23 protein-coding genes and 1 tRNA gene are annotated in these 22852 nt (G+C 71.6%); 15 read left to right on the top strand and 9 right to left on the bottom strand.

The genetic code is table 11. From position 1 onward, the window contains the following. Window positions 1-292: 292 nt before the first annotated feature. Complete coding sequence (locus tag BLT82_RS31695) at window positions 293-1120, bottom strand: class I SAM-dependent methyltransferase (RefSeq protein WP_093661245.1); 828 nt, start codon at window positions 1118-1120, stop codon at window positions 293-295. 254 nt (window positions 1121-1374) lie between these two features. Here BLT82_RS31695 and mshA point away from each other — a divergent pair, with 254 nt between their 5' ends. Further along, window positions 1375-2718, top strand: a complete 1344-nt coding sequence (mshA, locus tag BLT82_RS31690; protein ID WP_093661116.1) for a D-inositol-3-phosphate glycosyltransferase — start codon at window positions 1375-1377, stop codon at window positions 2716-2718. Beyond that, on the top strand, window positions 2711-3202 hold the full coding sequence (locus BLT82_RS31685) for a type III secretion system chaperone family protein (RefSeq protein ID WP_093661114.1): 492 nt from the start codon (window positions 2711-2713) through the stop codon (window positions 3200-3202). Before mshA ends, BLT82_RS31685 begins: the two co-directional genes overlap by 8 nt. Before the next feature lie 173 nt (window positions 3203-3375). Here BLT82_RS31685 and BLT82_RS31680 read toward each other — a convergent pair whose 3' ends face one another. Further along, entirely contained in the window at window positions 3376-4839 is a 1464-nt protein-coding gene (locus tag BLT82_RS31680; RefSeq protein ID WP_093661112.1) for an MDR family MFS transporter, read from the bottom strand. A 135-nt stretch (window positions 4840-4974) separates the two neighbouring features. Between BLT82_RS31680 and BLT82_RS31675 the strand changes: the two genes are divergently transcribed. After that, a complete protein-coding gene (locus BLT82_RS31675) occupies window positions 4975-5736 on the top strand; it encodes a phosphoglyceromutase (RefSeq protein WP_093661110.1) in 762 nt (253 codons plus the stop codon). A gap of 80 nt (window positions 5737-5816) precedes the next feature. Here the strand turns inward: BLT82_RS31675 and BLT82_RS31670 are convergent, their stop codons facing one another. After that, window positions 5817-6314, bottom strand: a complete 498-nt coding sequence (locus BLT82_RS31670; RefSeq protein WP_093661108.1) for a DUF5959 family protein — start codon at window positions 6312-6314, stop codon at window positions 5817-5819. Between the two features lie 427 nt (window positions 6315-6741). Here BLT82_RS31670 and BLT82_RS31665 point away from each other — a divergent pair, with 427 nt between their 5' ends. Beyond that, window positions 6742-6972, top strand: coding sequence for a hypothetical protein (locus BLT82_RS31665; protein WP_093661243.1), 231 nt, complete (start codon window positions 6742-6744; stop codon window positions 6970-6972). Between the two features lie 71 nt (window positions 6973-7043). Beyond that, window positions 7044-7517, top strand: coding sequence for a GNAT family N-acetyltransferase (locus BLT82_RS31660; protein ID WP_093661106.1), 474 nt, complete (start codon window positions 7044-7046; stop codon window positions 7515-7517). A 117-nt stretch (window positions 7518-7634) separates the two neighbouring features. On the opposite strand, the gene BLT82_RS37365 is transcribed toward BLT82_RS31660, so the two are convergent. Together BLT82_RS37365 and phoU are read right to left on the bottom strand one after the other, a co-directional pair. Continuing rightward, entirely contained in the window at window positions 7635-7784 is a 150-nt protein-coding gene (locus tag BLT82_RS37365; RefSeq protein ID WP_167746138.1) for a hypothetical protein, read from the bottom strand. Between the two features lie 303 nt (window positions 7785-8087). Then, window positions 8088-8765, bottom strand: a complete 678-nt coding sequence (gene phoU, locus BLT82_RS31655) for a phosphate signaling complex protein PhoU (RefSeq protein ID WP_093661104.1) — start codon at window positions 8763-8765, stop codon at window positions 8088-8090. A gap of 198 nt (window positions 8766-8963) precedes the next feature. Between phoU and BLT82_RS31650 the strand changes: the two genes are divergently transcribed. Continuing rightward, window positions 8964-10385 carry a two-component system sensor histidine kinase PhoR gene (locus BLT82_RS31650; protein ID WP_093661102.1) on the top strand — a complete coding sequence of 474 codons (1422 nt, stop codon included), beginning with the start codon at window positions 8964-8966 and terminating at the stop codon, window positions 10383-10385. Next, the gene (locus BLT82_RS31645) at window positions 10382-11062 is read left to right on the top strand and encodes a two-component system response regulator PhoP (RefSeq protein WP_064067557.1); all 681 of its coding nucleotides are present in this window, start codon (window positions 10382-10384) and stop codon (window positions 11060-11062) included. The genes BLT82_RS31650 and BLT82_RS31645 overlap by 4 nt, the downstream gene beginning before the upstream one ends. A 158-nt stretch (window positions 11063-11220) precedes the next feature. Here the strand turns inward: BLT82_RS31645 and BLT82_RS31640 are convergent, their stop codons facing one another. Further along, window positions 11221-11907: a DUF461 domain-containing protein gene (locus tag BLT82_RS31640; RefSeq protein WP_093661100.1), complete on the bottom strand. Its 687-nt coding sequence runs from the start codon at window positions 11905-11907 to the stop codon at window positions 11221-11223. 584 nt (window positions 11908-12491) lie between these two features. On the opposite strand from BLT82_RS31640, the gene BLT82_RS31630 reads away from it, so the two are divergent. The 7 genes from BLT82_RS31630 to BLT82_RS31600 all read left to right on the top strand — a co-directional run bounded on the left by BLT82_RS31630 (window position 12492) and on the right by BLT82_RS31600 (window position 19632). Then, the gene (locus BLT82_RS31630) at window positions 12492-12974 is read left to right on the top strand and encodes a CarD family transcriptional regulator (RefSeq protein WP_017945956.1); all 483 of its coding nucleotides are present in this window, start codon (window positions 12492-12494) and stop codon (window positions 12972-12974) included. A gap of 444 nt (window positions 12975-13418) precedes the next feature. Beyond that, window positions 13419-14165 carry a 2-C-methyl-D-erythritol 4-phosphate cytidylyltransferase gene (gene ispD / locus BLT82_RS31625; protein WP_093661098.1) on the top strand — a complete coding sequence of 249 codons (747 nt, stop codon included), beginning with the start codon at window positions 13419-13421 and terminating at the stop codon, window positions 14163-14165. After that, window positions 14155-14685: a 2-C-methyl-D-erythritol 2,4-cyclodiphosphate synthase gene (gene ispF / locus BLT82_RS31620; protein WP_093661096.1), complete on the top strand. Its 531-nt coding sequence runs from the start codon at window positions 14155-14157 to the stop codon at window positions 14683-14685. The genes ispD and ispF overlap by 11 nt, the downstream gene beginning before the upstream one ends. Before the next feature lie 96 nt (window positions 14686-14781). Continuing rightward, window positions 14782-15189, top strand: coding sequence for a PPOX class F420-dependent oxidoreductase (locus BLT82_RS31615; protein WP_093661094.1), 408 nt, complete (start codon window positions 14782-14784; stop codon window positions 15187-15189). Between the two features lie 97 nt (window positions 15190-15286). Further along, window positions 15287-16687 (top strand): cysteine--tRNA ligase, encoded by a 1401-nt coding sequence (gene cysS / locus BLT82_RS31610; protein ID WP_093661093.1) that lies wholly within the window; start codon window positions 15287-15289, stop codon window positions 16685-16687. Between the two features lie 118 nt (window positions 16688-16805). After that, window positions 16806-17756: a 23S rRNA (guanosine(2251)-2'-O)-methyltransferase RlmB gene (gene rlmB, locus BLT82_RS31605; protein WP_093661091.1), complete on the top strand. Its 951-nt coding sequence runs from the start codon at window positions 16806-16808 to the stop codon at window positions 17754-17756. A gap of 184 nt (window positions 17757-17940) precedes the next feature. Further along, entirely contained in the window at window positions 17941-19632 is a 1692-nt protein-coding gene (locus BLT82_RS31600) for a DoxX family membrane protein (RefSeq protein WP_093661089.1), read from the top strand. Window positions 19633-19839: 207 nt separating this feature from the next. Here the strand turns inward: BLT82_RS31600 and BLT82_RS31595 are convergent, their stop codons facing one another. The 3 genes from BLT82_RS31595 to BLT82_RS31585 all read right to left on the bottom strand — a co-directional run bounded on the left by BLT82_RS31595 (window position 19840) and on the right by BLT82_RS31585 (window position 22395). Next, the gene (locus tag BLT82_RS31595) at window positions 19840-20556 is read right to left on the bottom strand and encodes a nucleotidyltransferase family protein (protein ID WP_093661086.1); all 717 of its coding nucleotides are present in this window, start codon (window positions 20554-20556) and stop codon (window positions 19840-19842) included. A gap of 75 nt (window positions 20557-20631) precedes the next feature. After that, window positions 20632-21066 (bottom strand): hypothetical protein, encoded by a 435-nt coding sequence (locus BLT82_RS31590; protein ID WP_093661084.1) that lies wholly within the window; start codon window positions 21064-21066, stop codon window positions 20632-20634. A gap of 192 nt (window positions 21067-21258) precedes the next feature. Further along, window positions 21259-22395 carry an ABC transporter ATP-binding protein gene (locus tag BLT82_RS31585; protein ID WP_093661241.1) on the bottom strand — a complete coding sequence of 379 codons (1137 nt, stop codon included), beginning with the start codon at window positions 22393-22395 and terminating at the stop codon, window positions 21259-21261. 181 nt (window positions 22396-22576) lie between these two features. Here BLT82_RS31585 and BLT82_RS31580 point away from each other — a divergent pair. After that, window positions 22577-22650: transfer RNA gene (locus tag BLT82_RS31580), tRNA-Thr, on the top strand. Window positions 22651-22852 lie beyond the last annotated feature (202 nt).

Below are 22852 nucleotides of genomic sequence, written 5' to 3'. Positions count from 1 at the left end.
TCCGTCACCCTTCACGCACCCCCCTGTTCCCGCGGATGGACCAGCCGTAGATCACTTCCACCCCTCCGACGAACGAACCCCGGGCTGCGTTCCCCGTTCCGGCCGCGGTGTTCCGGGTGGCCTCCTGCGCGCCCGGCGCGTGCGCCCCCGCGCCCCGCTCCGGAGAGGTAGCACCATGCCGGCCGATCCCCCTCCGCCGATCCCCGCCCCGGAGAAGCCCCCCCGCCGGCCGCAACCTGTCGGGAGCGGTCCGTCAGCGGGACGTGCCCCGCCCGGGCGTCGGCGGCACCCGTCAGACGGAACCGGGCGCCAGCGCCGACCACTTGACGGTCACTTCGCCCTGCCGCCACCGCCGCCGCCCGTCCGTACGGACGTCCGTCAGCGGCCAGTCCGCGGCCAGCAGGCGCACCGCCCTGATCCAGCGCTGCCGTGCACCGAGCGACGCGTAAGGTGCCGCGGCAGCCCACGCCCGGTCGAAGTCCCGCAGGAACGCGTGGACCGGCTCGCCCGGCACATTGCGGTGGATCAGCGCCTTGGGCAGCCGTTCGGCCAGGTCGGAAGGCCGGTCCAGCGAGCCGAGACGGGTGGCGAAGGTGACGGACCTGGGGCCCTCGGGCCCGAGCGCCACCCACACGTGCCGCCGGCCGATCTCGTCGCAGGTCCCTTCCACCAGGAGGCCGCCGGGGGCGAGACGGGCGCACAGCCGCTGCCACACCTCGGCGACCTGATCCTCGTCGTACTGGCGCAGTACGTTCGCCGCCCTGATGACGAGTGGGTTGACCGGACCGGGCAGCGGGACCTCGAAGCCGCCGTGCACGAAGCTCAGACCGTCCCGCGCGTACGGACGGGCCGCCTCCACCCGGGCCGGCTCGATCTCGACACCCACGACCCGGGTACGGGGCTCGGCGGCGCGCAGTCGCTGCAGCAGTTCCACCGCGGTCCAGGGGGCGGCCCCGTAGCCCAGGTCGACCGCGACGGGCGCGACCGTCGAGCGGCGCAGCGCCGGGCCGTGCACCGCGGCGATCCAGCGGTCCATGCGGCGCAGCCGGTTCGGATTGGTGGTGCCGCGGGTCACCGTGCCCACGGGGCGGGAGGAGGGCGTGACGGGGCGCGGCGGCATGCACACGAGGGTAAACCGGAGGAAAAGGGAGCGTCGCGGGCCCACCGGCCGCAGGCCCTCCCGCAGCGCGGCGGGCCACCGGCGCGCAGGCTCTCGCATCCCTCGGGATCACCGGCCCGCCCTTGGCAACGATTGGGCAAAGGGGGAGGGGGACAGGAAATGAACGAGATGGTTCCACTGTTGAGCGGCTTTGGAGGGCCCTGGTTGTCCTCTGTTCGTCATGCCCGTGCACCAGAGCCGAGAGGACCGTCCCCGTGAGCCAGTACCTGTCCCGGCTCGCCGGCACCCTGGCGGTGCCGCCCCGGCTGCGGCTGCCCGGCCACCACCGCCGACCGCGCCGGGTGGCCATGCTCAGCGTGCACACCTCGCCCCTGCACCAGCCGGGCACCGGCGACGCGGGCGGAATGAACGTCTACATCGTGGAGCTGGCCAGGCGGCTGGCGGCCATCGGCGTGGAGGTGGAGATCTTCACCCGCGCCACCACGGGGGGCCTGCCCCAGGCCGTCGAACTGGCGCCGGGCGTACTGGTCCGGCACGTCGACGCCGGTCCGTACGAGGGCCTGGCGAAGGAGGACCTGCCGGCGCAGCTGTGCGCGTTCACACACGGTGTCATGCGGGCGTGGGCCGGCCACCGGCCCGGCCACTACGACCTCGTCCACTCCCACTACTGGCTGTCCGGCCACGTCGGCTGGCTGGCCGCCGAACGCTGGGGCGTCCCCCTCGTCCACGCCATGCACACCATGGCCAAGGTCAAGAACGCCGCGCTCGCCGACGGCGACACCCCCGAGCCGGCGGCCCGGGTGATCGGCGAGACCCAGATCGTCGACGCGGCGGACCGGCTGATCGCCAACACCGCCGAAGAGGCCGGGGAACTGATCCGCCACTACGGCGCCGCCCCCGCGAAGGTCGCCGTCGTCCACCCCGGCGTGAACCTCGACCGCTTCCGGGTCGCCGACGGCCGCTCGGCTGCGAGGGCCCGTCTGGGTCTGCCGAAGGACGCCGTGATCCCGCTGTTCGCCGGCCGCATCCAGCCGCTGAAGGCCCCGGACGTGCTACTGCGGGCCGTCGCGCTGCTGCTGGAGGAGGACCCTTCGCTGCGGTCCCGCATGGTCGTACCGATAGTGGGGGGCCCGAGCGGCAGCGGGCTGGCCAAGCCGGAGGGCCTGCAGAAGCTGGCGGCCCGGCTCGGCATCGCCGATGTGGTGCAGTTCCGGCCACCGGTCGCGCAGGACCGGCTCGCGGACTGGTTCCGGGCGGCATCGGTGCTGGTCATGCCCTCGCACAGCGAGTCGTTCGGGCTGGTCGCCATAGAGGCGCAGGCGGCCGGCACGCCGGTCGTCGCGGCTGCGGTCGGCGGCCTGCCGGTGGCCGTTCGGGACGGCAGGACCGGCTTCCTGGTGGCCGGCCACGACCCGGCGGACTACGCCCGAGCACTGCGCCGCTTCGTCGACGATCCGCGTCTGACGAGCCGGATGGGCGCGGCCGCGGCCGCGCACGCCCGATCCTTCGGCTGGGACACGGCGGCCTCGGCCACCGCCGACGTCTACACGGCCGCGATGCACGAACACCGCCGTCGCGTACGCTCCCACCATGGCTGACGCACGGCAGATCATCGAGGCGTACCTCAAGGACGCGGAACTCGAGTGGGAGTCCCCGGAGCCCGGTTCCTACGTCGTCACCCTCCCCGGTACGCGCAAGCTCGCCACGACCTGCTCCCTGCGCGTCGGCCGGCACACCCTGTCCGTCAACGCCTTCGTCATCCGCCACCCCGACGAGAACGAGGCCGGTGTCCACCGCTGGCTGCTGGAGCGCAACCTCAAGCTGTACGGGGTGAGCTACGCGGTCGACCGGCTCGGTGACGTCTACCTCGTCGGCAGGCTCCCGCTGTCGGCGGTCGGCTCCGAGGAGCTCGACCGGCTGCTCGGGACGGTGCTGGAGGCCGCGGACGGCGCGTTCAACTCCCTGCTGGAGCTGGGCTTCGCCGGCGCCATTCGCAAGGAGTACGCCTGGCGGGTCGCGCGCGGCGAGTCCACGCGCAATCTCGAGGCGTTCACGCATCTGACCCAGCGGGCCGCGGACTGACTCCGCGGGCGGGGTGACACAGCGGCTGACACCGCGGGCCGCGGGTGGGCTGAATCCGCCGGCGGAGCGATCCGGCGGGCGGCCGATTCTCCGCGGGCTCCGGTCGTCCCCCGTCGGACCGCGAACCGTGAGCCTCCGCCCGGTGAACCCCTCCCGGCCCGCCGCCGCGCCCGTCAGACGGCGGACTTCCCGACTGCCGCTGCGTCCGCCGTGCCGGTTCCGGTCCCGGCCTCGGGCCCGGCCCCGGCCATGGTCTCGGTCCCGGTGGCGATCCTGATCTCGGCCCCCGTCCCGCCCTCGCAGGAGGGCTCTGCCGGTACGGATGCCGTCGGCACGGAGGTGGCGGGTACGGCGGCTGTCGCCACGGGCTCGGCAGGTGGGGCCGGCTGCACCGGGACCGCGGAGGGCGGCGCCTGGTCCCCGGACGCGGCGGGGCCGTCCGGCAGCCCGCGCATCAGCAGCCAGTAGCCGAGCGCCGCCACGGTGCCGATGACCGCGCACGACGCCCACAGCCAGGCGGCGCCGAAGTGGTCGATGGCGTAGCCGGCCATCAGCGGGGCGAGCAGCGCCGCCGCCGACCAGGAGAGGGTGTGGACCCCCTGGTAGCGGCCGCGGCCGTGCACCGGGGACAGCCTGACCACCAGGCCCATCTGCGTGGGGGAGTTGACGATCTCCGCGAGCGTCCACACGACGACGGTCAGCGCGTAGACGCCGAGCGAGCCGGCGAACGCGGTGAGGCCGAAGCCGTAGCCGGCGAGAAGAGCGGAGACGACCAGCAGGCGCTGCGGGTCGCGGTGTTCGATCAGACGCGTGACCGGGATCTGCAGGGCGACGATGAGCACGCCGTTGAGGGCGATGACGAAGCCGTAGTCCGAGGGCGACCAGCCGTCCATGCCCATCGCGACCGGCAGGGCGACCGAGCTCTGCATGAAGATGAGGGCGAGGAGGAAGGACAGCCCGACCACCCCCATGTAGCGCCCGTCGCGCAGCACGGTGCCGAGGCTGATCTCCGGCTCGGCCGGGTCCCCCGTGGCGGTGCGCTCCGGCCGGGATTCCGGCAGCTTGACGAAGACGACGACCGCGCAGACGAGGGTGAGCGCGGCCTCGCCGAGGAAGCCGGCGAGGTAGCTGTACTCGGCGACGAGCCCGGCGCCGGCGGAGGAGATCGCGAAACCGAGGTTGATCGCCCAGTAGTTGAGGGAGAAGGCCCGCACCCGGTCCTTGGGCCGGACGATGTCCGCCATCATCGCCTGCACGGCCGGACGGGAGGCGTTGCTCGTCATGCCGACGAGACCGGCGACGGCGGCGATCGCCACCGGGTGCTCCATGAAGCCGAGCAGGGCCACGGAGGCGGCGGTCGAGGTCTGGGCGAGCAGCAGCGTGGGCCGCCGCCCCAGCCGGTCGGCCATGACCCCGGCGCCCAGCGACGAGACGACGCCGCCGAGGCCGTGCAGGGCCGCGACGAGGCCGGCGTACGAGGCGGAGTAGCCGCGCTCCAGCGTGAGGTACAGGGCGGTGTAGGTGGCGACGAAGGCGCCGAGCCGGTTGACCAGGGTGCTGGTCCACAACCACCAGAACGCCCGGGGCAGACCCGAGACGCTCTCCCTCGCGGCCCGTCTGAGCGCGGCTACGGACATACGGGCATCCCCCCGGGGCGGTGTAAGTGGCTCTGCGGCGATCAGCAACTTACAAGCGGGCTGCTCCGGAAGGCCAGTGAATTGACGCCGGACGTCAATCGTCGGCCGTGACGGGCGTCGATTAGGCTCGGCCCCATGGCCGACGCGACGTACAAGCTGATCCTCCTCCGCCACGGCGAGAGCGAATGGAACGCGAAGAACCTGTTCACCGGCTGGGTGGACGTCAACCTCACCGAGAAGGGCGAGAAGGAGGCTGTCCGCGGCGGCGAGCTGCTCGAGGACGCCGGTCTGCTCCCCGACGTGGTGCACACCTCGCTCCAGAAGCGCGCCATCCGCACCGCCCAGCTCGCGCTGGAGGCCGCGGACCGCCACTGGATCCCGGTGCACCGCTCCTGGCGTCTGAACGAACGCCACTACGGCGCTCTGCAGGGCAAGGACAAGGCGCAGACCCTCGCGGAGTTCGGCGAGGAGCAGTTCATGCTGTGGCGCCGCTCCTACGACGTCCCGCCGCCGCCGATCGACGACGACAACGAGTTCTCCCAGGCGCACGACGCCCGCTACGCGACGATCCCGCCGGAGTTGCGTCCGCGCACCGAGTGCCTCAAGGACGTCGTCGTCCGCATGCTCCCGTACTGGTACGACGCCATCGTCCCGGACCTGCTGACCGGCCGCACGGTCCTCGTCGCCGCCCACGGCAACAGCCTGCGGGCCCTGGTCAAGCACCTGGACGGCATCTCCGACGCCGACATCGCGGGCCTGAACATCCCGACGGGCATCCCGCTGGCGTACGACCTGGACGCCGACTTCAAGCCGCTCAACCCGGGCGGCACGTACCTCGACCCCGAGGCCGCGGCGGCGGCGATCGAGGCCGTCAAGAACCAGGGCAAGAAGAAGTAACGCGACCGCTTTAAGCCCCCTACCTGCGACTTTTCCGCGAGGAGGGGGCTTATGGCTGTCCCGGGGTCGTCTCTGGGCCGTCAGGAGTGGCGGTCACCCCGCCACTCGTACGCACCGGGTGACGTCTCTACCACATCAGGGCGGTAGACCTCACGCACCCGGGTGAGAAGGTCGCGCTGCTCGGCGGCCCACGTCGGCGGTAGCACGAACAACGGGAGAGTGACCGTGATCCCAGTCGACGGCCCGTCGTGCACGGACACCAAGAGCCCGCCGCTCTCCTGGGGCTTGAACCTCATGGAAGGAGTCCGCCCGGAGTTGAGCCACGTGGCGAACCGTCGGGCCTCCAGCCCCACCAAAGTCTCCTCCCAGTCCTCCAGGTCCTCAGGGAAGAGGGTCACCACGAAGGAGGCATTGAGGGACTCCTCAGCCACGATGACGATCTCGCAATCGAGGAGGTCATGGCCGGTCAGGATTCCGGGTTGAGAGCGACCCAGGACGCGCACAGAGACACTGTGCCCACTGGTGCCGGGCCTGTCGGCCAGATGGATCAGATTGATGACGTCATCCGCAGAGTGCATGGATTCCCTCCCCGAAGTAACCGCGCTTGAGCATCCTGCCGAACCACTTGCTGATCACGGTTCGGGGTGCAGACACTTCACAAAAATCTCGGACACGGCTCTGCTGGTCTGTTCCCGGCTGGAGGGCATGAGGTGCCGCGTCGCGATGCCGCCCGTGAGATCTCGAGGCGGTCCCGCTCCGGCCGCTCCCGCACCTCTGCTCGCCCGCCCGCGCCCCGGAGGGCCGCGACCGCTGCCTCGCCCGGATCCGTGAGCAGCATCTCCCGGGGAACGTCGTCGCAGACCAGCAGGAAGTGTGTTCGCCGGTCATGGTCGCCGTTCTCTTTGACAGGTCCCCGTAGGGGGAGGACGCTGGAAATGCCTTGAAAGTCCGATTAATTCTCATGGTCGGAGGTGCATGGGAATGCGCCGCAGGATCGTAGCCGCGTTGTCGGCAGGAGTCGCAGGGCTCGCACTCGGTGTGCTGCCGGCAACCGGGGCGCTCGCCGCGAGCCAGGTAACGGCTGATCGTGGATGTTCCGACTGGAGGGGCGGGGGCTGCGGTTACTACGACGACTACCGCGACTACCGGCACCACGATCGGTACTACGACCGGTACTACGACAACTTCGACAGGAACTTCAACGACGTCGTGGTCATCCTCGTCGCCGTGAGGTGAGCGCGGGCGGCAGCAGTGCGCGGCAACGAACCGCCCCCGGGCGGGGGCGCGTTCGTTGCTAGCGTGCGCGAATGACCTTGCGCCTGGAGAAGATCACGCCGGACAACGTGGAAGCCGCGCTGAAGCTGGGCGTGCGGCCCGAGCAGGAGAAGAACGTCGAGCCGGTCGCCGTCTCGCTCGCCGAGGCGTACGCGTGGGGTGAGACGGCCTGGCCGCGGCTGATGTTCGACGGGGACCGGCTCGTCGGCTTCCTCATGGCGTTCCTCGACATCGCGTGGAATCCGGCCAAGTTCCCGGAGGACCGGCGCAGCGGTCTGTGGCGGCTGAACATCGCCGCGGATGCGCAGGGCCGAGGGTACGGACGGTTCGCCGTGGGGGCGGTCGGCGAGGAGATCAGGCGGCGCGGACGGGACCGCCTCTTCACGACCTGGGAGCCGGGGGATGCCGGGCCCGGCGCGTTCTATCTGAAGCTCGGCTTCCGGACCACCGGTGAGATGAGCGGCGGCCAGACCGTCGGCGTACTGGACCTGGCTCCCGTCTCCTGAGGAACCGCGCGCCGGGTATGGTGCGCCGTCCGCTCCCTGCGCTGCGAACGTCCGCTTTCCCCACGGCGGCCCGAAGGGACCCGTCCGCACGGACGGGTCCCTCGGGCGCACGGACGGTCAGCCGCACTGGCAGGGCGCGCCCGACTGGCAGCCGCAGCCACAGCCCGAGCCGCAGCCGCAGGCACCGAGCAACGGGAGCCGGCGCGGCTCCAGGGGCACTTCGACGGACACTTCCTGGCGCGGGTCGGTCGTGGGGGAGTCGGCCATGGGATCCTCCTCAAAGGCGCACCTTTGACGCCTCTCCCCATTGCATGCCCACTCGGCCCGGCGCATCAACGGCGCACGGAGGCCAAGTCGCCGCGAGCCGCTCCCCGCCCGGCGCGCCGACCGCCCCGCCCCGCCCGACCGCCCCGCCGCCGTTCCCGGCCCGGGTCCCCGCCCGCACCGGACACCGCCGGTCACCGCCGGAGGCCACCGGGCGCCGCCCACCGCCGGACGTCACCGGTCACCGCCGGACGTCACCGGGCGCCGCCCGCCGCCGGACGCCGCCGCCCGCCGCCGGTCCGCCCGCTACGCGCCCTCGACTCTCGTCTCCGGCTGGAGCTCGTCCGCGTGTTCGCCCGTGACCAGGTACACGACGCGCTTGGCGACGGCCACCGCGTGGTCGGCGTACCGCTCGTAGTAGCGCCCGAGCAGCGTGACGTCGACCGCGGTCTCGATGCCGTGCTTCCAGCGGTCGTCGATCAGGTGCGTGAAGAGCGTGCGGTGCAGCAGGTCCATCTCGTCGTCGTCCGTCTCCAGCTGGAGTGCCAGGTCGACGTCCTTGGTGATGATGACCTCCGCGGCCTTCGCCATCAGACGCTGCGCGAGCTGCCCCATCTCCAGGATGGTCGCGTGCAGGTCCCGCGGGACCGCCGAGTCCGGGAAGCGCAGCCGGGCCAGCTTGGCCACGTGCTGGGCCAGGTCGCCCGAGCGCTCCAGGTCCGCGCTCATGCGCAGCGAGGTCACCACGATGCGGAGGTCGGTCGCGACCGGCTGCTGGCGGGCCAGCAGGGCTATCGCCCGGGCCTCCAGATCGTGCTGCAGATCGTCGACCTTCTGGTCCGCGGCGATCACGCTCTCCGCGAGCTTGAGATCGGCGTCGAGCATGGCCGTGGTGGCGCGCCCGATCGCCGAGCCGACCAGCCTGGCCATCTCGACGAGGCCCTCGCCGATCGAGTCCAGTTCCTCGTGGTACGCGTCCCGCATGGGGTTCCCTCTCTAGAAAGCGTCAGGGGGTCCGGGTGGGGCTGAACCCCCACGCTCCCACGTTCCGTCCGCAACGCGTCCGGATCCACCCTGCCAAGTGAACCGCTCCCTTCCCCTTGGTGAACTCTGGGCGACGACTGTTCGAGGTGCCACTCGGATGGCTGGGAGAGCCGCGACGAGCGTGCATAACCTGGATGCATGGACGTGAACGCGGCGGTCGCCGCATTGGCCGCGATCGCCGGGGTGTGCACCGGCGTGATCGCCATGCTGGCGTTCCGCTGGAGCGAGCGCGACCAGGCGAGGCCCACCCGCAGTTCCCTGCACACGGACGCCGTGCTGCCGCCCGGCGTCGACACGGTGCTCTCCGTGCTGCGCTCCTCGGCGGTCGTGCTCGACGAGAGCGACTCCGTCGTCAAGGCCAGCTCGGCCGCGTATGCGCTCGGCCTGGTCAGGGGCGGCAAGCTGGCCGTGGAACCCATGCTCCACATGGCCCGCGACACCCGCCGCGACGGCGAGATACGGCAGGTGGAACTCGACCTGCCGCGGCGCGGCACCGGACGCGGCGAGGCCCTCGCCGTCTCCGCCCGGGTCGCTCCGCTGGGCTCCCGCCTGGTGCTGCTGCTCGTCGAGGACCTCACCGAGGCCCGGCGCATCGAAGCGGTACGGCGCGACTTCGTCGCCAACGTGAGCCATGAGCTCAAGACCCCGGTCGGCGCTCTCTCGCTGCTCTCCGAGGCCGTCATGGACGCCTCCGACGACCCCGAGGCGGTCACCCGCTTCGCGGGCCGGATGCAGATCGAGGCCACCCGGCTGACCAACCTCGTGCAGGAGCTCATCGACCTCTCCCGGGTGCAGAACGACGACCCGCTGGAGGACGCCGAGCCCGTGCGCGTGGACGAACTGGTCGCGGAGGCCATCGACCGGTCCCGCCACACGGCGTCGACCAAGCAGATCACCATGGCCGTCGGCGGCACCTCCCGGGGCGACGGCACCGGTGGAGGCGCCGTCGGCCTGCACGTCTGGGGCAACCGGGGCCAGCTGGCTGCGGCGCTCGGCAATCTCGTCGAGAACGCCGTGAACTACTCCCCGGCCCGCACCCGCGTGGGTATCGCCGCGCGCCGCGTCACCGCGCCGGGCGGGGACCAGATCGAGATCGCGGTGACCGACCAGGGCATCGGCATCTCCGAGAAGGACCGCGAGCGGATCTTCGAGCGGTTCTACCGCGTCGACCCCGCCCGCTCCCGCGCGACCGGCGGCACGGGCCTGGGCCTGGCCATCGTCAAGCACGTGGCCGCCTCACACGGCGGGGAGGTCACGGTCTGGAGTACCGAGGGCCAGGGCTCCACCTTCACCCTGCGGTTGCCGGAGGCCGGCTCCGTCAGGGACCGTACGCAGGTCCGGGGCGGCGACCGTGCCGACGACGGACCGTACGACCCCGATCCAGCAGCACCCGATTCCGAATCCCACTCCGGTCCCGATTCCGACGCCGCTCCCGGTCACCGCGACGGCCCCGGTGCCGGGGCGGAGCGCCGGCCGGACTCGGACCCCGACTCCCCTTCCGGTCCTCATCTTCGGACCACACCACGCGAACCACTGCCTGCCCCGGAGGTCCTTCCGTGACCCGAGTGCTTGTCGTCGAGGACGAGGAGTCCTTCAGCGACGCTCTTTCCTACATGCTCCGCAAGGAGGGCTTCGAGGTCGCGGTCGCGACCACCGGGCCCGAGGGCCTCGACGAGTTCGAGCGCAACGGAGCCGACCTCGTCCTGCTCGACCTGATGCTGCCCGGACTGCCCGGCACCGAGGTCTGCCGCCAGCTGCGCGGCCGGTCCAACGTCCCGGTCATCATGGTCACGGCCAAGGACAGCGAGATCGACAAGGTCGTCGGCCTGGAGATCGGAGCCGACGACTACGTGACCAAGCCGTTCTCCTCGCGGGAGCTGGTCGCCCGCATCCGCGCGGTCCTGCGCCGTCGCGGCGAGCCGGAGGAGGTCGCCCCGGCGGCGCTCGAGGCCGGTCCGGTCCGCATGGACGTGGACCGTCACGTGGTCACGGTGGCGGGCGGGAAGGTCGACCTCCCGCTGAAGGAGTTCGACCTCCTGGAGATGCTCCTGCGCAACGCGGGCCGCGTCCTGACCCGCATGCAGCTGATCGACCGCGTCTGGGGCGCGGACTACGTGGGGGACACCAAGACCCTCGACGTCCACGTCAAGCGCTTGCGCGCCAAGATCGAGCCCGACCCGGGAGCCCCGCGCTACCTGGTGACGGTGCGCGGCCTCGGCTACAAGTTCGAGCCGTAGGCCCGCCCCGGCCCCGTCCGGGTCGGGCCGAGTTCGGGCCGAGTGCGTACGAAGGCGGCCCCGCCGGGAAGTCCCGGCGGGGCCGCCTTCGTACGTGCCGTGCACGGCCGGTGCGCGAGGCGAGGCGCCCCGGGTTCACACGCCGTGCCGGAGGGGTGTCAGTGACCCGCGTTCTGGGACGCGGAGGCGGAGTCCGACGGGGTGGGCTCGCCGCTGTGCTCGCCGCTGTGGTCGCCGCTCTCGCCGTCCTCGGCCTCGTTGCCGTGGGCGCCCTCCGCCGGGGCCGAGCCGGTCGGGCTGGCGGCCGGGGACGAGGCCGGCGGCTGCGGCACGCTGGACGGGCCGTAGTCGCGGTAGTAGTCCGCCGCGGGCACGACGAACGCGTCGACCGGGACGTCGCCGGTCTCGCTGAACCGGAAGACGATCCGCTGGACGTCGCCCAGCCGGCCGGCCTCGGCGCTGTTCTCGACGACGCCGGACGGGTTGCCCTTGCCGCCCAGGACGACCGAGCCGCCGGGGGCCACCGTGATCGGGCCGGAGCCGGTGGCGGGGGACAGCTTCACCGTGGCCTTGGTGCCGGGCAGGGTGACGGAGTCGAGCGTCTGCTCCTTGGTCCCGTCGTTGAACAGGGTCGCCGACACGGCGGCCTGGCCCTGGACACCGGGCTGCGGCTGGGTGATCACCGTCGCGTTCTGGATCTTGATGTCGCCCACCGAGGTCTCGGCGTTGTCCGGCCTGACGCCGAGCGTCTGCGCGTCGTTGCCCGCGGCGCATGCGGAGAGGGAGGCGATCGAGATCAGGAGGGCAGTCGCGGCGAGGGCGCCGCGTCGAAGGCTGCTGCTCACGGCGGCGGCATCTCCTAGGACGTACGGACGGGGTGAAGATCGGTCAGCGGGCTTAGGTTACCGACCCCCCGTCGGCCTCCCGCACCCGACCCGCCCCGACACGGCCGGGGTGCCCCGGCCGCCCTCCCGCGGCCGGATCCGAACCGTGTGCCGGGCCGGATTTCATCCGTCGTTCACATAAGCATCGTGATCAATTCAGGGTCTGCCGTCCATTCCTCCGGAAAGCCGTGACGGGCCCCGGTGATCTTCCATCGATCTCCGGATGATCAATTCGAGATTCCTTCCCGGGTGTCCCGCCGGACGGGTGACCGAGCCTCGAACGGAGTACGCGAAGTAGACTGCTGAGAATCCGGCATATCGGGACTTTCGTCCGCTTGGGCGGAGGTTGTGAGGTGCGTAACGCCCGTGTTTCCAGGCGCCCGTGCAGCCGCTCCGACCTGCGAATACCGTCTTCCGGAAGCCGTCCGCAGCACGTCCACGTTGCTGTTGTCAAGCCCCGAGATATGCCCTGACCTGCGAAAACGCCATTCAGAAGAAGCCGTTCTCGTGTTACCCTGGATAGCCACGGAAGGGGTACCTGTCACATGACGTTCAAGGTTGGCGACACCGTGGTCTATCCCCATCACGGGGCCGCGCTGATCGAGGCCATCGAAACTCGCCAGATCAAAGGCGTGGACAAGACCTACTTGGTGCTCAAGGTCGCCCAGGGCGACTTGACGGTTCGTGTGCCGGCGGACAATGCGGATCTCGTTGGCGTGCGCGATGTGGTCGGTCAGGACGGGCTGGACCGGGTCTTCGACGTGCTGCGCGCGCCGTATGCCGAGGAGCCGACGAACTGGTCCCGTCGCTACAAGGCAAATCTCGAGAAGCTCGCCTCCGGCGACGTCATCAAGGTCGCCGAAGTGGTGCGTGACCTGTGGCGTCGCGAGCGCGAGCGCGGTCTCTCCGCCGGAGAGAAGCGCATGCTGGCCAAGGCTCGCCAGATCCTGGTGAGCGAGCTGGCTCTCGCGGAGAACACCAACGAGGACAAGGCCGAGGCCCTGCTCGACGAGGTCCTCGCGTCCTGACGCGCGTCCTGCTGTGAAGCAGGTCCTGAGGCCGGCGGTCCGGCGTCAGGGGCGTGTCCACGGTGCAGAACTGAATGCCGCGGTGCCCGCTGATCCAGCCGGAAGGTTGTGTCGCCGGGCACTGCGGCATGTTCACCGCGCATCCCGCACACCGCCCGTTGTTCCCTACCCGGTGTGTGTCCCCCCGTCCCCTGCCCTCCTGGTGCGCCGGGCCGGGCGGACAGCCGGCTCGACCGGTCGTCACGGAAGGGTCCGGTCGAGGGCGTCGCGCCCGGCACTCCCCAACCCTCGGTTGGGGTACGCCCAGGCCATACCCATATCGGCCGAGGGAACAAACCTGGCCATGTCAATTCCCGCTGGACATGCCGAATTGGGGGCCGTTCCTTTCCGGCTTCCGGCGGCTTCCCGCGACTTCCCGCGAATTTGATCTCCGGAGTGGAACCGATGTCAGAACAGACGCGCACGGGCCGCACCGCCGTGGTGATTCCCGCGGCCGGCCGGGGCGTACGGCTGGGCCCGGGCGCCCCCAAGGCGCTCCGCGCGCTCAACGGCACGCCCATGCTGATCCACGCCGTACGCGCCATGGCCGCCTCCCGCGCCGTCGCGCTCGTCGTCGTGGTGGCCCCGCCGGACGGCGCCCCCGAGGTCAAGAACCTGCTGGACGCGCATGCCCTGCCCGAGCGCACCGACTACCTCGTCGTGCCGGGCGGTGACACCCGCCAGGAGTCCGTTCGCCTCGGCCTCGACGTACTGCCCGAGACCATCGGCACGGTCCTTGTCCACGACGCCGCCCGCCCGCTCGTTCCCGTCGAAACCGTCGACGCCGTGATCGCGGCGGTTCTCGACGGGGCGCCCGCCGTCGTCCCCGCCCTGCCGCTCGCCGACACCGTCAAGGAGGTCGAGCCGCGGGAGAAGGGCGCACCCGAGCCCGTCCTCGCCACGCCCGAGCGCGCCAGGCTCCGCGCGGTGCAGACGCCTCAGGGCTTCGACCGCGACACGCTCGTGCGCGCGCACGAGACCGTCGCCGTCGGCGGTGAGGGCGCCACCGACGACGCGGGGATGGTCGAGCGCCTCGGCGCCCCGGTGGTGGTCGTACCCGGCCACGAGGAGGCGTTCAAGGTGACCCGCCCGATCGACCTGGTCCTCGCCGAGGCCGTGCTAGCCCGCAGGAGGGCCAACGATGGCTTCTGACACGCCCGGGCCGGCCACGCCGCCCGCCGCGCACATCCCCGCCCTGCCGCTCGTCGGCATCGGCACCGACGTCCACGCCTTCGAACAGGGCCGCGCGCTGTGGTGCGCGGGGCTCCTGTGGGAGGACTCCGACGGCTGGGGCCTCGCCGGTCACTCCGACGGGGACGTCGCCGCCCACGCCGCCTGCGACGCCCTGTTCTCCGCCGCGGGCGTCGGCGATCTCGGCGCCCACTTCGGGACCGGCCGGCCCGAGTGGTCCGGTGCCTCCGGCGTCACGCTGCTCGCCGAGGCGGCCAGGATCGTCCGCGCCGAGGGCTTCGAGATCGGCAACATCGCGGTCCAGGTCATCGGCGTGCGTCCGAAGATCGGCAAGCGCCGGGACGAGGCGCAGAAGGCGCTGAGCGCCGCCGCCGGCGCCCCGGTCGCCGTCTCCGGGACGACGACCGACGGGCTCGGGCTGACCGGCAGGGCCGAAGGACTGGCCGCGATCGCCACGGCACTCGTCTTCCGCGCGTCCTGAGCCGTACGGGACCCTCGGTGGGGTAGATGCGGTTGTGACGTCAACGAATTCCTGCGCACGCACCCCAGCGCGCCGAAGTCCAGGAAGGACCGCACCGTGACCGCCGCACTCAGCGACAAGCTCAAGGACATCCTCGACGGCCCCGTGTTCGTCGATCTCGCCACCATCCAGCCCGACGGCAGCCCTCAGGTCTCCCCCGTGTGGGTCAAGCGCGACGGGAACGACCTGCTGATCTCCACGACGCTCGGGCGGCGCAAGGAGAAGAACCTCCGGCGCGATCCGCGGGCCACCGTGGTCGTCCAGCCCGTCGACGCGCCGTACACCTACGCCGAGGTCCGCGGCACCGTCACCCTCACCGAGGAGGGCGGCCAGGAGCTGATCGACGAACTGGCCGTGAAGTACACCGGCAAGAGGTACGCGGAGTTCAACCCGGAGTCGGGCAAGGACGCGCCCCGCGTGGTCGTCCGGGTCACCCCGCGGAAGGTCGTCGGACCGCTCGCCTGAACCGGCCGCGGGCCGTGGCGCGGCTCACCGTTCGAAATCCAGTCCCCGCGTCCCACAAGGGCGCGGGGCACTGCCACCGGCCCACTACTCTTGAGGCGTGACTATTCGGCTGTACGACACCAGCGCCCGGCAGATCCGCGACTTCGTCCCGCTCACGCCGGGCTGTGTCTCGATCTACCTGTGTGGCGCGACCGTGCAGTCCGCTCCGCACATCGGGCACATCAGGTCCGGGCTCAACTTCGACATCATGCGCCGCTGGTTCGAGTACCGCGGCTACGGCGTCACGTTCGTCCGCAACGTGACGGACATCGACGACAAGATCATCACCAAGGCCGCCGACCAGGGACGTCCTTGGTGGGCGATCGGGTACGAGAACGAGCGCGCGTTCAACGCGGGCTACCAGGCCCTGGGCTGCCTGCCGCCCGCCTACGAGCCGCGCGCCACCGGCCACATCACCGAGATGGTCGAGATGATGCGCGGCCTGATCGAACGCGGCCACGCCTACGAGGCCGACGGCAACGTCTACTTCGACGTGCGGTCCTTCCCCGACTACCTCGAACTCTCCAACCAGGACATCGACGATCTGCGTCAGCCCTCGGGTGACAACGAGACGGGCAAGCGCGACTCGCGCGACTTCGCCATGTGGAAGGCGGAGCGGCCCGGCGAGCCGTCCTGGGAGACCCCGTGGGGACGCGGCCGGCCGGGCTGGCACCTGGAGTGCTCGGCCATGGCCCACAAGTACCTGGGCTCCGCGTTCGACATCCACGGAGGCGGGCTCGACCTGGTCTTCCCGCACCACGAGAACGAGATCGCGCAGGCAAAGGCCTTCGGCGACGACTTCGCGTCGTACTGGGTGCACAACGCCTGGGTGACCATGAGCGGCGAGAAGATGTCGAAGTCGCTGGGCAACTCTGTCCTCGTCAGCGAGATGGTCAAGAACTGGCGGCCCATCGTCCTGCGCTACTACCTCGGCACCCCGCACTACCGCTCGATGATCGAGTACAGCGAGGAGGCCCTGCGCGAGGCGGAGTCGGCGTTCGCGCGGATCGAGGGCTTCATCCAGCGGGTCACCGAGAAGGCGGGGAAGACGGTCGCTCCCGCCGCCGAGGTGCCGCCCGCGTTCGCCGAGGCCATGGACGACGACCTGGGCGTCCCCCAGGCGCTCGCCATCGTCCACACCACCGTCCGCCAGGGCAACTCGGCGCTCGCCGCCGACGACAAGGAAGAGGCCGTCGCCCGGCTCGCCGAGGTGCGCGCCATGCTCGGCGTCCTCGGTCTCGACCCGCTCGACCCGCACTGGGCGGGCGAGGCCGACCGCGGCGAGGACCTGCACGGCGTGGTCGACACCCTCGTCCGGCTCGTCCTCCAGCAGCGGGAGTCCGCTCGGGCCCGCAAGGACTGGGCCACCGCGGACGCGATCCGGGACCAGCTCAACCAGTCCGGGCTCGCCGTCGAGGACGGCCCCGACGGCCCGCGATGGACGATCGCGCCTCGCTGACCAGCGACAATGTGCCGCCCGGCCGCCCGGGCGGCACACTTTCCTACGTACGCACACACGCACCTGGGACCGGGAAGCACCGCTCGGGACCCACGAGGATTCAGGGAAACAGGTAGTCATGGCCGGGAACAGCCAGCGCAGGAACCGCCGCACGTCCAACAAGAAGGGCGCGACGGTCGGCAGCGGTGGCAAGCGGCGCCGCGCCCTCGAGGGCAAGGGCCCGACCCCGCCCGCGTCCGCGCGCAAGGGCCATGCGAAGAACCGCATCGCCAACGCCAAGGCCAAGCAGGCCCAGCGGCGCCCGGTCGCCCGCCGGGGCGGCAAGGGCTCGTCCGAGATGGTCGTCGGCCGCAACCCCGTCTTCGAGGCGCTGCGCGACGGTGTGCCCGCGACGACGCTGTACGTCCAGCAGTTCATCGACAACGACGAGCGGGTGCGTGACGCACTTCAGCTCGCCGGGCAGCGCGGCAACATCCACCTGATGGAGGCGCCGCGCGCCGAGCTGGACCGGATGACGAACGGGCTCAACCACCAGGGCCTCGTCCTGCAGGTCCCGCCGTACGAGTACGCCCACCCCGAGGACCTCGCGGCCGCCGCCTTCGACGACGGCGAGGACCCGCTGATCGTCGCCCTCGACGGGGTCACCGACCCGAGGAACCTCGGCGCGGTCGTGCGTTCCGTCGCGGCGTTCGGCGGCCACGGCGTGGTCGTGCCGGAGCGCCGGGCGGCGGGCATGACCGCCGGCGCCTGGAAGACCTCCGCGGGCACCGCCGCCCGTACGCCGGTGGCGCGCGCCACCAATCTGACCCGGGCCCTGGAGGCCTACCAGAAGGCCGGCATCACGGTGGTCGGCCTCGCGGCGGACGGCGAGGTCGAGGTCGGCGAGCTGGAGGCCCTCGACGGCCCGGTCGTCATCGTCGTCGGCAGCGAGGGCAAGGGCCTGTCCCGACTCGTCGGCGAGACCTGCGACTTCCGCGTCCGGATCCCCATGCCGGGCGGGGCGGAGTCCCTCAACGCCGGTGTCGCGGCGGGCGTCGTCCTCTACGAGGCGGCGCGCCGCCGGGGCTGACGGAGGTCGGCGATGCCTTCGGAACCGTACGTTCCGAAGGCGCCGCGCGCACGTCGGGGGCGTGCGCGCGGCGCACCCTCCGCGCGGGGCCGCGGGGCGGCGCCCGAGCCGGGAACGATCTTGACGGGTCTCGGACATTTCGGGGCCGTCAAGGCAGTGTCCTAAGGACAGGTCACTCGGTTAGATGAGTGTGGACACCAGAACGCCCCGGCCCGGATTCGACGATCAGCTCCCCCTGAGCACCCCCAAGGTGGACTGCGATCCGGCGCAGGTCATCGTGAACCACGCCAGCTTCCGGGTGAAGCTCGGCCCGAGTCAGACCAGGCGCCCCGTCCGGGGGATGGTCGACACCGCCAGGATCCCCGCCCTCAGCGGTGCCGGAGCGCGTACCGTGGCGCGGCGCCGGGCACCCGTCGTGTGGAGCGGGAAGTCCGCCCCGGGCGATCCCGGGGCCTCCGGGCTGCTCCAGGCCGTGCGCAGCGCGGGATCCGTCACCCACTCCGGACGCGGATACGACGGCCGCCCCGCGTTCGACGACACCCGGGCCTTCGACGACACCCGGATCCTCGACAGCGGTCACGGCCTCGACATCGGGACCGCCACACAGGTCATCCCCCGGGTCGACTCGGCCGCCGCCCCGGACACCCTCACCACCCCCGTCATCGGCGCCCAGCGCCGGGAGCCGCTGCTGCCCCCGATGCGGCCGGCGGAGGGCGCGTACGACGCGTACGAGCCCTACGGCGAGGAGGCCGAGGAGGCGACCGACTTCGCCCGTCACGACGGCCGCGGCGGTGCCCACCGGACCGCGACCGCATCGCAGGGCGGCGTCCGGCACGCGTACTACCCCGGCCGCCGGATGAACCTCGGAGTCGTCCTGCTCCCGCTCCGGGTCTTCCTCGGCTTCATCTCCATCTACGCCGGCATGGGCAAGCTCTGCGACCCCGTGTACTTCGACGGCGGCGAGCGCGGCTCCATGATCAAGTGGCTGGCGTCCCTGGAGCCCTGGACCCTCGCCGAGCCGTTGCGCGACTTCGCCCTCGCCCATCCCGTCGGCGCGGGCCTCACCGTCGCGTTCCTCCAGGTCGTCGTCGGCGTGCTCACCGTCCTGGGCCTGTGGCAGCGTGTCGCGGCCGTCGTCGGCGCGTCGCTCTCCGCCGCACTGATCATGACCGTCAGCTGGCGGACCGTCCCGGTGTACGACGCGCCGGACATCATGAACCTCGCGGCCTGGTCGCCGCTGATCATCGCCGGCGCGCCCGTCTACTCGGTCGACGGCCGTCTCGCCAGCGAGGCCTGGCGCAAGCTCGGCCCGCGCTCCGAACTGTGGGAGCTGCGGCGCCGTGTGCTGCGCCGTGGCGGCCTGGTCGCCGCCGTCGTGGTCGGTCTGACGCTGCTCATCGGCTCGGTCCTGGGCGGCGCCGTTCGCTCCACGGAACTCGTGACCGTTCCCGGCCCGAACGTCGACCCGACCAACCACCTCCCGGGCGCCGCGCTCCCCAGCGAGTCCGGCCGGCGCAGCCCGACCCGCGAGGCCGAGCGGAGCGCCCAGCCCGCCAGGAGCGAGTCGAGCAGCCCCGCCGCGGAGCGGGCCGAGCCGTCCGAGACGGCCACCGAGTCGGGCAGCGCCGGCGATGCGGGCCGGCCCAGCGAGTCCCGGGGCACCGACGGACAGCAGGCCCCCGTCCAGTCCGAGCCCGTGGACCCGCCGTCCGGCAGCTCCGGACCCTCCTCGTCCGGAGCGGGGGACCCGAGCGGCACGGGCGGCGGTTCGGGCGGTTCGGTCGGCGGCTCCGACGGCGGGGGCGGCAACGGCGGTACGGGTGGCGGCGGCGGCAGCGGCGGCAACCGGAACCCGATCGGCGGCCTTCTCGGCTGAAGCGACTGGGGCGGTCACCGAGCGCGAGTGGTGCTCGGTGACCGCCCCTTCGTGTACGGCGCCCTCCGGCCGGTCCCCCTTCCCGTCCGCGCCTTCCCGTCCGTCCCACGACCGGCACGCGGCCGTGGGACGTGGGTGAGGACGCGTGCCGGCGAGCGGTGCGTGGCAGCGGGGCGCGCGTCGGCGAGGGATGCACCGCCGTGGGGCTCAGCGCGGCTGGGAGGTGAGTTCCCTCGCGGCCTCGGTGAGGTCCTTGGCCGTGTCGATCGCGCGCCAGTACGCCCCCTGCGGCAGCGGGAACCCGGCCAGCGAGCGCTCCCGTGCCAGCCGGGGGAACGTGGTCCGCTCGTGGTCGCCGCGGTCGGGCAGCAGATCCGTGAAGGCCGACGAGAACACGTACACGCCGGCGTTGATCAGATACGGCGACGGCGGCGACTCGATGAAGTCGAGGACGTGGCCGAACTCGTCCGTCTCCACGGCGCCCCACGGAATGCGGGGGCGGGCCAGGGCGAGCGTGGCGGTGGCGTCGCGTTCCGAGTGGAACTCGGCCATCTCACGCAACGAGAAGCGGGTCCAGATGTCGCCGTTCGTGGCGTACCACGGTTCGTCGGGGTGCGGGAGGCTCTTCGCGGCGTGCTTCAGGCCGCCGCCGCGGCCCAGCGGCTCCGTCTCGACCACGGTCGTGACGCGCAGCGGCAGCACCGCGGAGTCGAGCCACTCCTGCAGGACTTCGGCGAGATGGCCGCACGAGACCACGACGTCCGTCACGCCCTCGGCGGCGAGCCAGGAAAGCTGATGGCCGATGATCGGGGTCCCCGTTCCGGGGATCTCGACCATCGGCTTGGGGCGGTCGTCGGTGTACGGGCGCAGCCGGGAGCCCTGGCCGCCCGCCAGGACCACGGCCTGGGTCGGATGGGTCTGCATAGGGGCACGATATGCGGTGCCCCACCCGCGGGTCCTCCGGCCCTGCCTCCCGGCCGCTGTCGGCCGGGAGGGACGTCAGCTTCCCCAGTTGCCCTGCGCCTGCTGCGAGACGCCGGCGGCGAAGGACGTGTCGCAGACGGGGCGCGAGAACGACTGGGCGCGCGTGGGTCCGTAGCGTGCGACGGCGGCACGGCCCAGGTCGCGGGCGATCGTCATGCAGTGCCGTGCCAGTGACGGCCGGCCCTCGACCGCGCGCTGGAGGTTCGTGAGCGCGACACCCGGGTCCTTCTGCTGCAAGTCCGTGAGGAGCTTCTCGCGGAGGACGTCGTGCGGGGCACGGGACGCCGCGCGGACCGACACGTTCTGCGACGACGCGGTGAGCATCTGGGACTCGGTGCTGCGGTTCGCCCACGGGACGCTGGTGACCGCCAGAGTTCCGGAGAGCACCAGGACGACGGGCAGGACGAGAGCGAGAGTACGGCCGATTCGGCGGGCTGCTGTCTGGGTCACGGAGGCGAGCGTAGCGGCCGGTAGTGATTTGGAGACATTTAGTCACCCCTGCGGGGGATGGTTCGAGGGAATTATTCGAATCGCAGGTTGACGCCGGTGTGTGAATTGCCCGATATGGCGGGGTATTTATCGATAGACGGCAGCGGCCCCCTCGCCTTCCGCGAGGGGGCCGCTGCCGAGCGTCGTGGTGCGTCAGTCGCTCAGGCGCTCGCCCGTCGACGTCGAGAAGACGTGCGTCTCGCCCGGCCGCGGCACGACGTGCAGCTCCGCGCCCTTCTCCGGCACGGACCGGCCGTTGACGCGGACCACCAGGTCCTTCTTCTCGCCGCCGACCTCGGCGGTGCCGTACACGTAGCCGTCCGCGCCGAGTTCCTCGACGACGTTCACGGTCACGGCGAGACCGGCCGGCGCGTCCTCGGAGTCCTTGCTCAGCGACTGCGCGGCGCCGCCGTTCAGCTCCACCACGTCGAAGTGCTCGGGGCGCACGCCGACCGTGACGGTGCGGTCGCCGCGGTCCGCGGCCGCCGACAGCGCCTCCCGGCTCACCGGGACGACGCTGTTGCCGAACTTCACACCGCCGTCGGTGATCGGCACCTCGACCAGGTTCATGGCCGGGGAGCCGATGAAGCCGGCGACGAAGAGGTTCGCCGGGCGGTCGTACATGTTCCGCGGCGAGTCGATCTGCTGCAGCAGGCCGTCCTTGAGCACGGCGACCCGGTCGCCCATGGTCATGGCCTCGACCTGGTCGTGCGTCACGTACACCGTGGTGATGCCGAGGCGGCGCTGGAGGCTCGCGATCTGCGTACGGGTCGAGACGCGGAGCTTGGCGTCGAGGTTCGACAGCGGCTCGTCCATGAGGAACACCTGCGGCTCGCGCACGATGGCCCGGCCCATCGCCACACGCTGCCGCTGACCGCCGGACAGCGCCTTCGGCTTGCGGTCCAGGTACTCGGTCAGGTCGAGGATCTTCGCGGCCTCCTCGACCTTCTGCCGGATGGTGGCCTTGTTCACGCCGGCGATCTTGAGCGCGAAGCCCATGTTGTCGGCGACGGTCATGTGCGGGTAGAGCGCGTAGTTCTGGAACACCATGGCGATGTCCCGGTCCTTCGGCGGGAGGTGGGTGACGTCGCGGTCACCGATGCGGATCGCTCCGCCGTTGACGTCCTCAAGCCCGGCGAGCATGCGCAGCGAGGTGGACTTGCCGCAGCCCGAGGGGCCGACGAGGACGAGGAACTCGCCGTCCTCGATCTCGATGTCGAGGCCGTCGACCGCGGGCTTGGTGGAGCCCGGGTAGATCCGGGTCGCCTTGTCGAACGTGACAGTGGCCATGGTGATGTGTCCCTTCACCGGCAGGAACGTGCCGGACGATCCGAGTAAAAGGAAGGATGGGTCTAGTCCACCGAAGTGAACTTCGGGTGACGGTACCTTGCGACGGCCGTTCTGTCAGCAGTTGGGGGCGCCGGAATTCGCGGCGGCCAGGGGTGCTGATCCGGTTACACTCGTGCGCAGTGCCTCCTTAGCTCAGCTGGCCAGAGCAACGCACTTGTAATGCGTAGGTCGTCGGTTCGAATCCGACAGGGGGCTCCGCGAAATGGCCCAGCTCCGTAGTCCTTGAGCTGGGCCTTTTCCTTCGGCGGATGCGGCGACGGCGGCGGGAGCGGGCGGCGCGTGTGTCGGTGGTCTCAGTTGTGGTCCCAGCGGGCCGCGCGGTCCGGGACACGCGCTCTGCGGACCATGATCCGCGCCGCCCGGCCTCCCTCCGAACAGGGCGGTGGATATCCGGTGA

The organism is Streptomyces wuyuanensis (genome assembly GCF_900103455.1).
Lineage (GTDB): Bacteria > Actinomycetota > Actinomycetes > Streptomycetales > Streptomycetaceae > Streptomyces > Streptomyces wuyuanensis.
The sequence above is the reverse complement of the archived record's forward strand: the minus strand, read 5'-3'. Positions and strand labels throughout refer to the sequence as shown.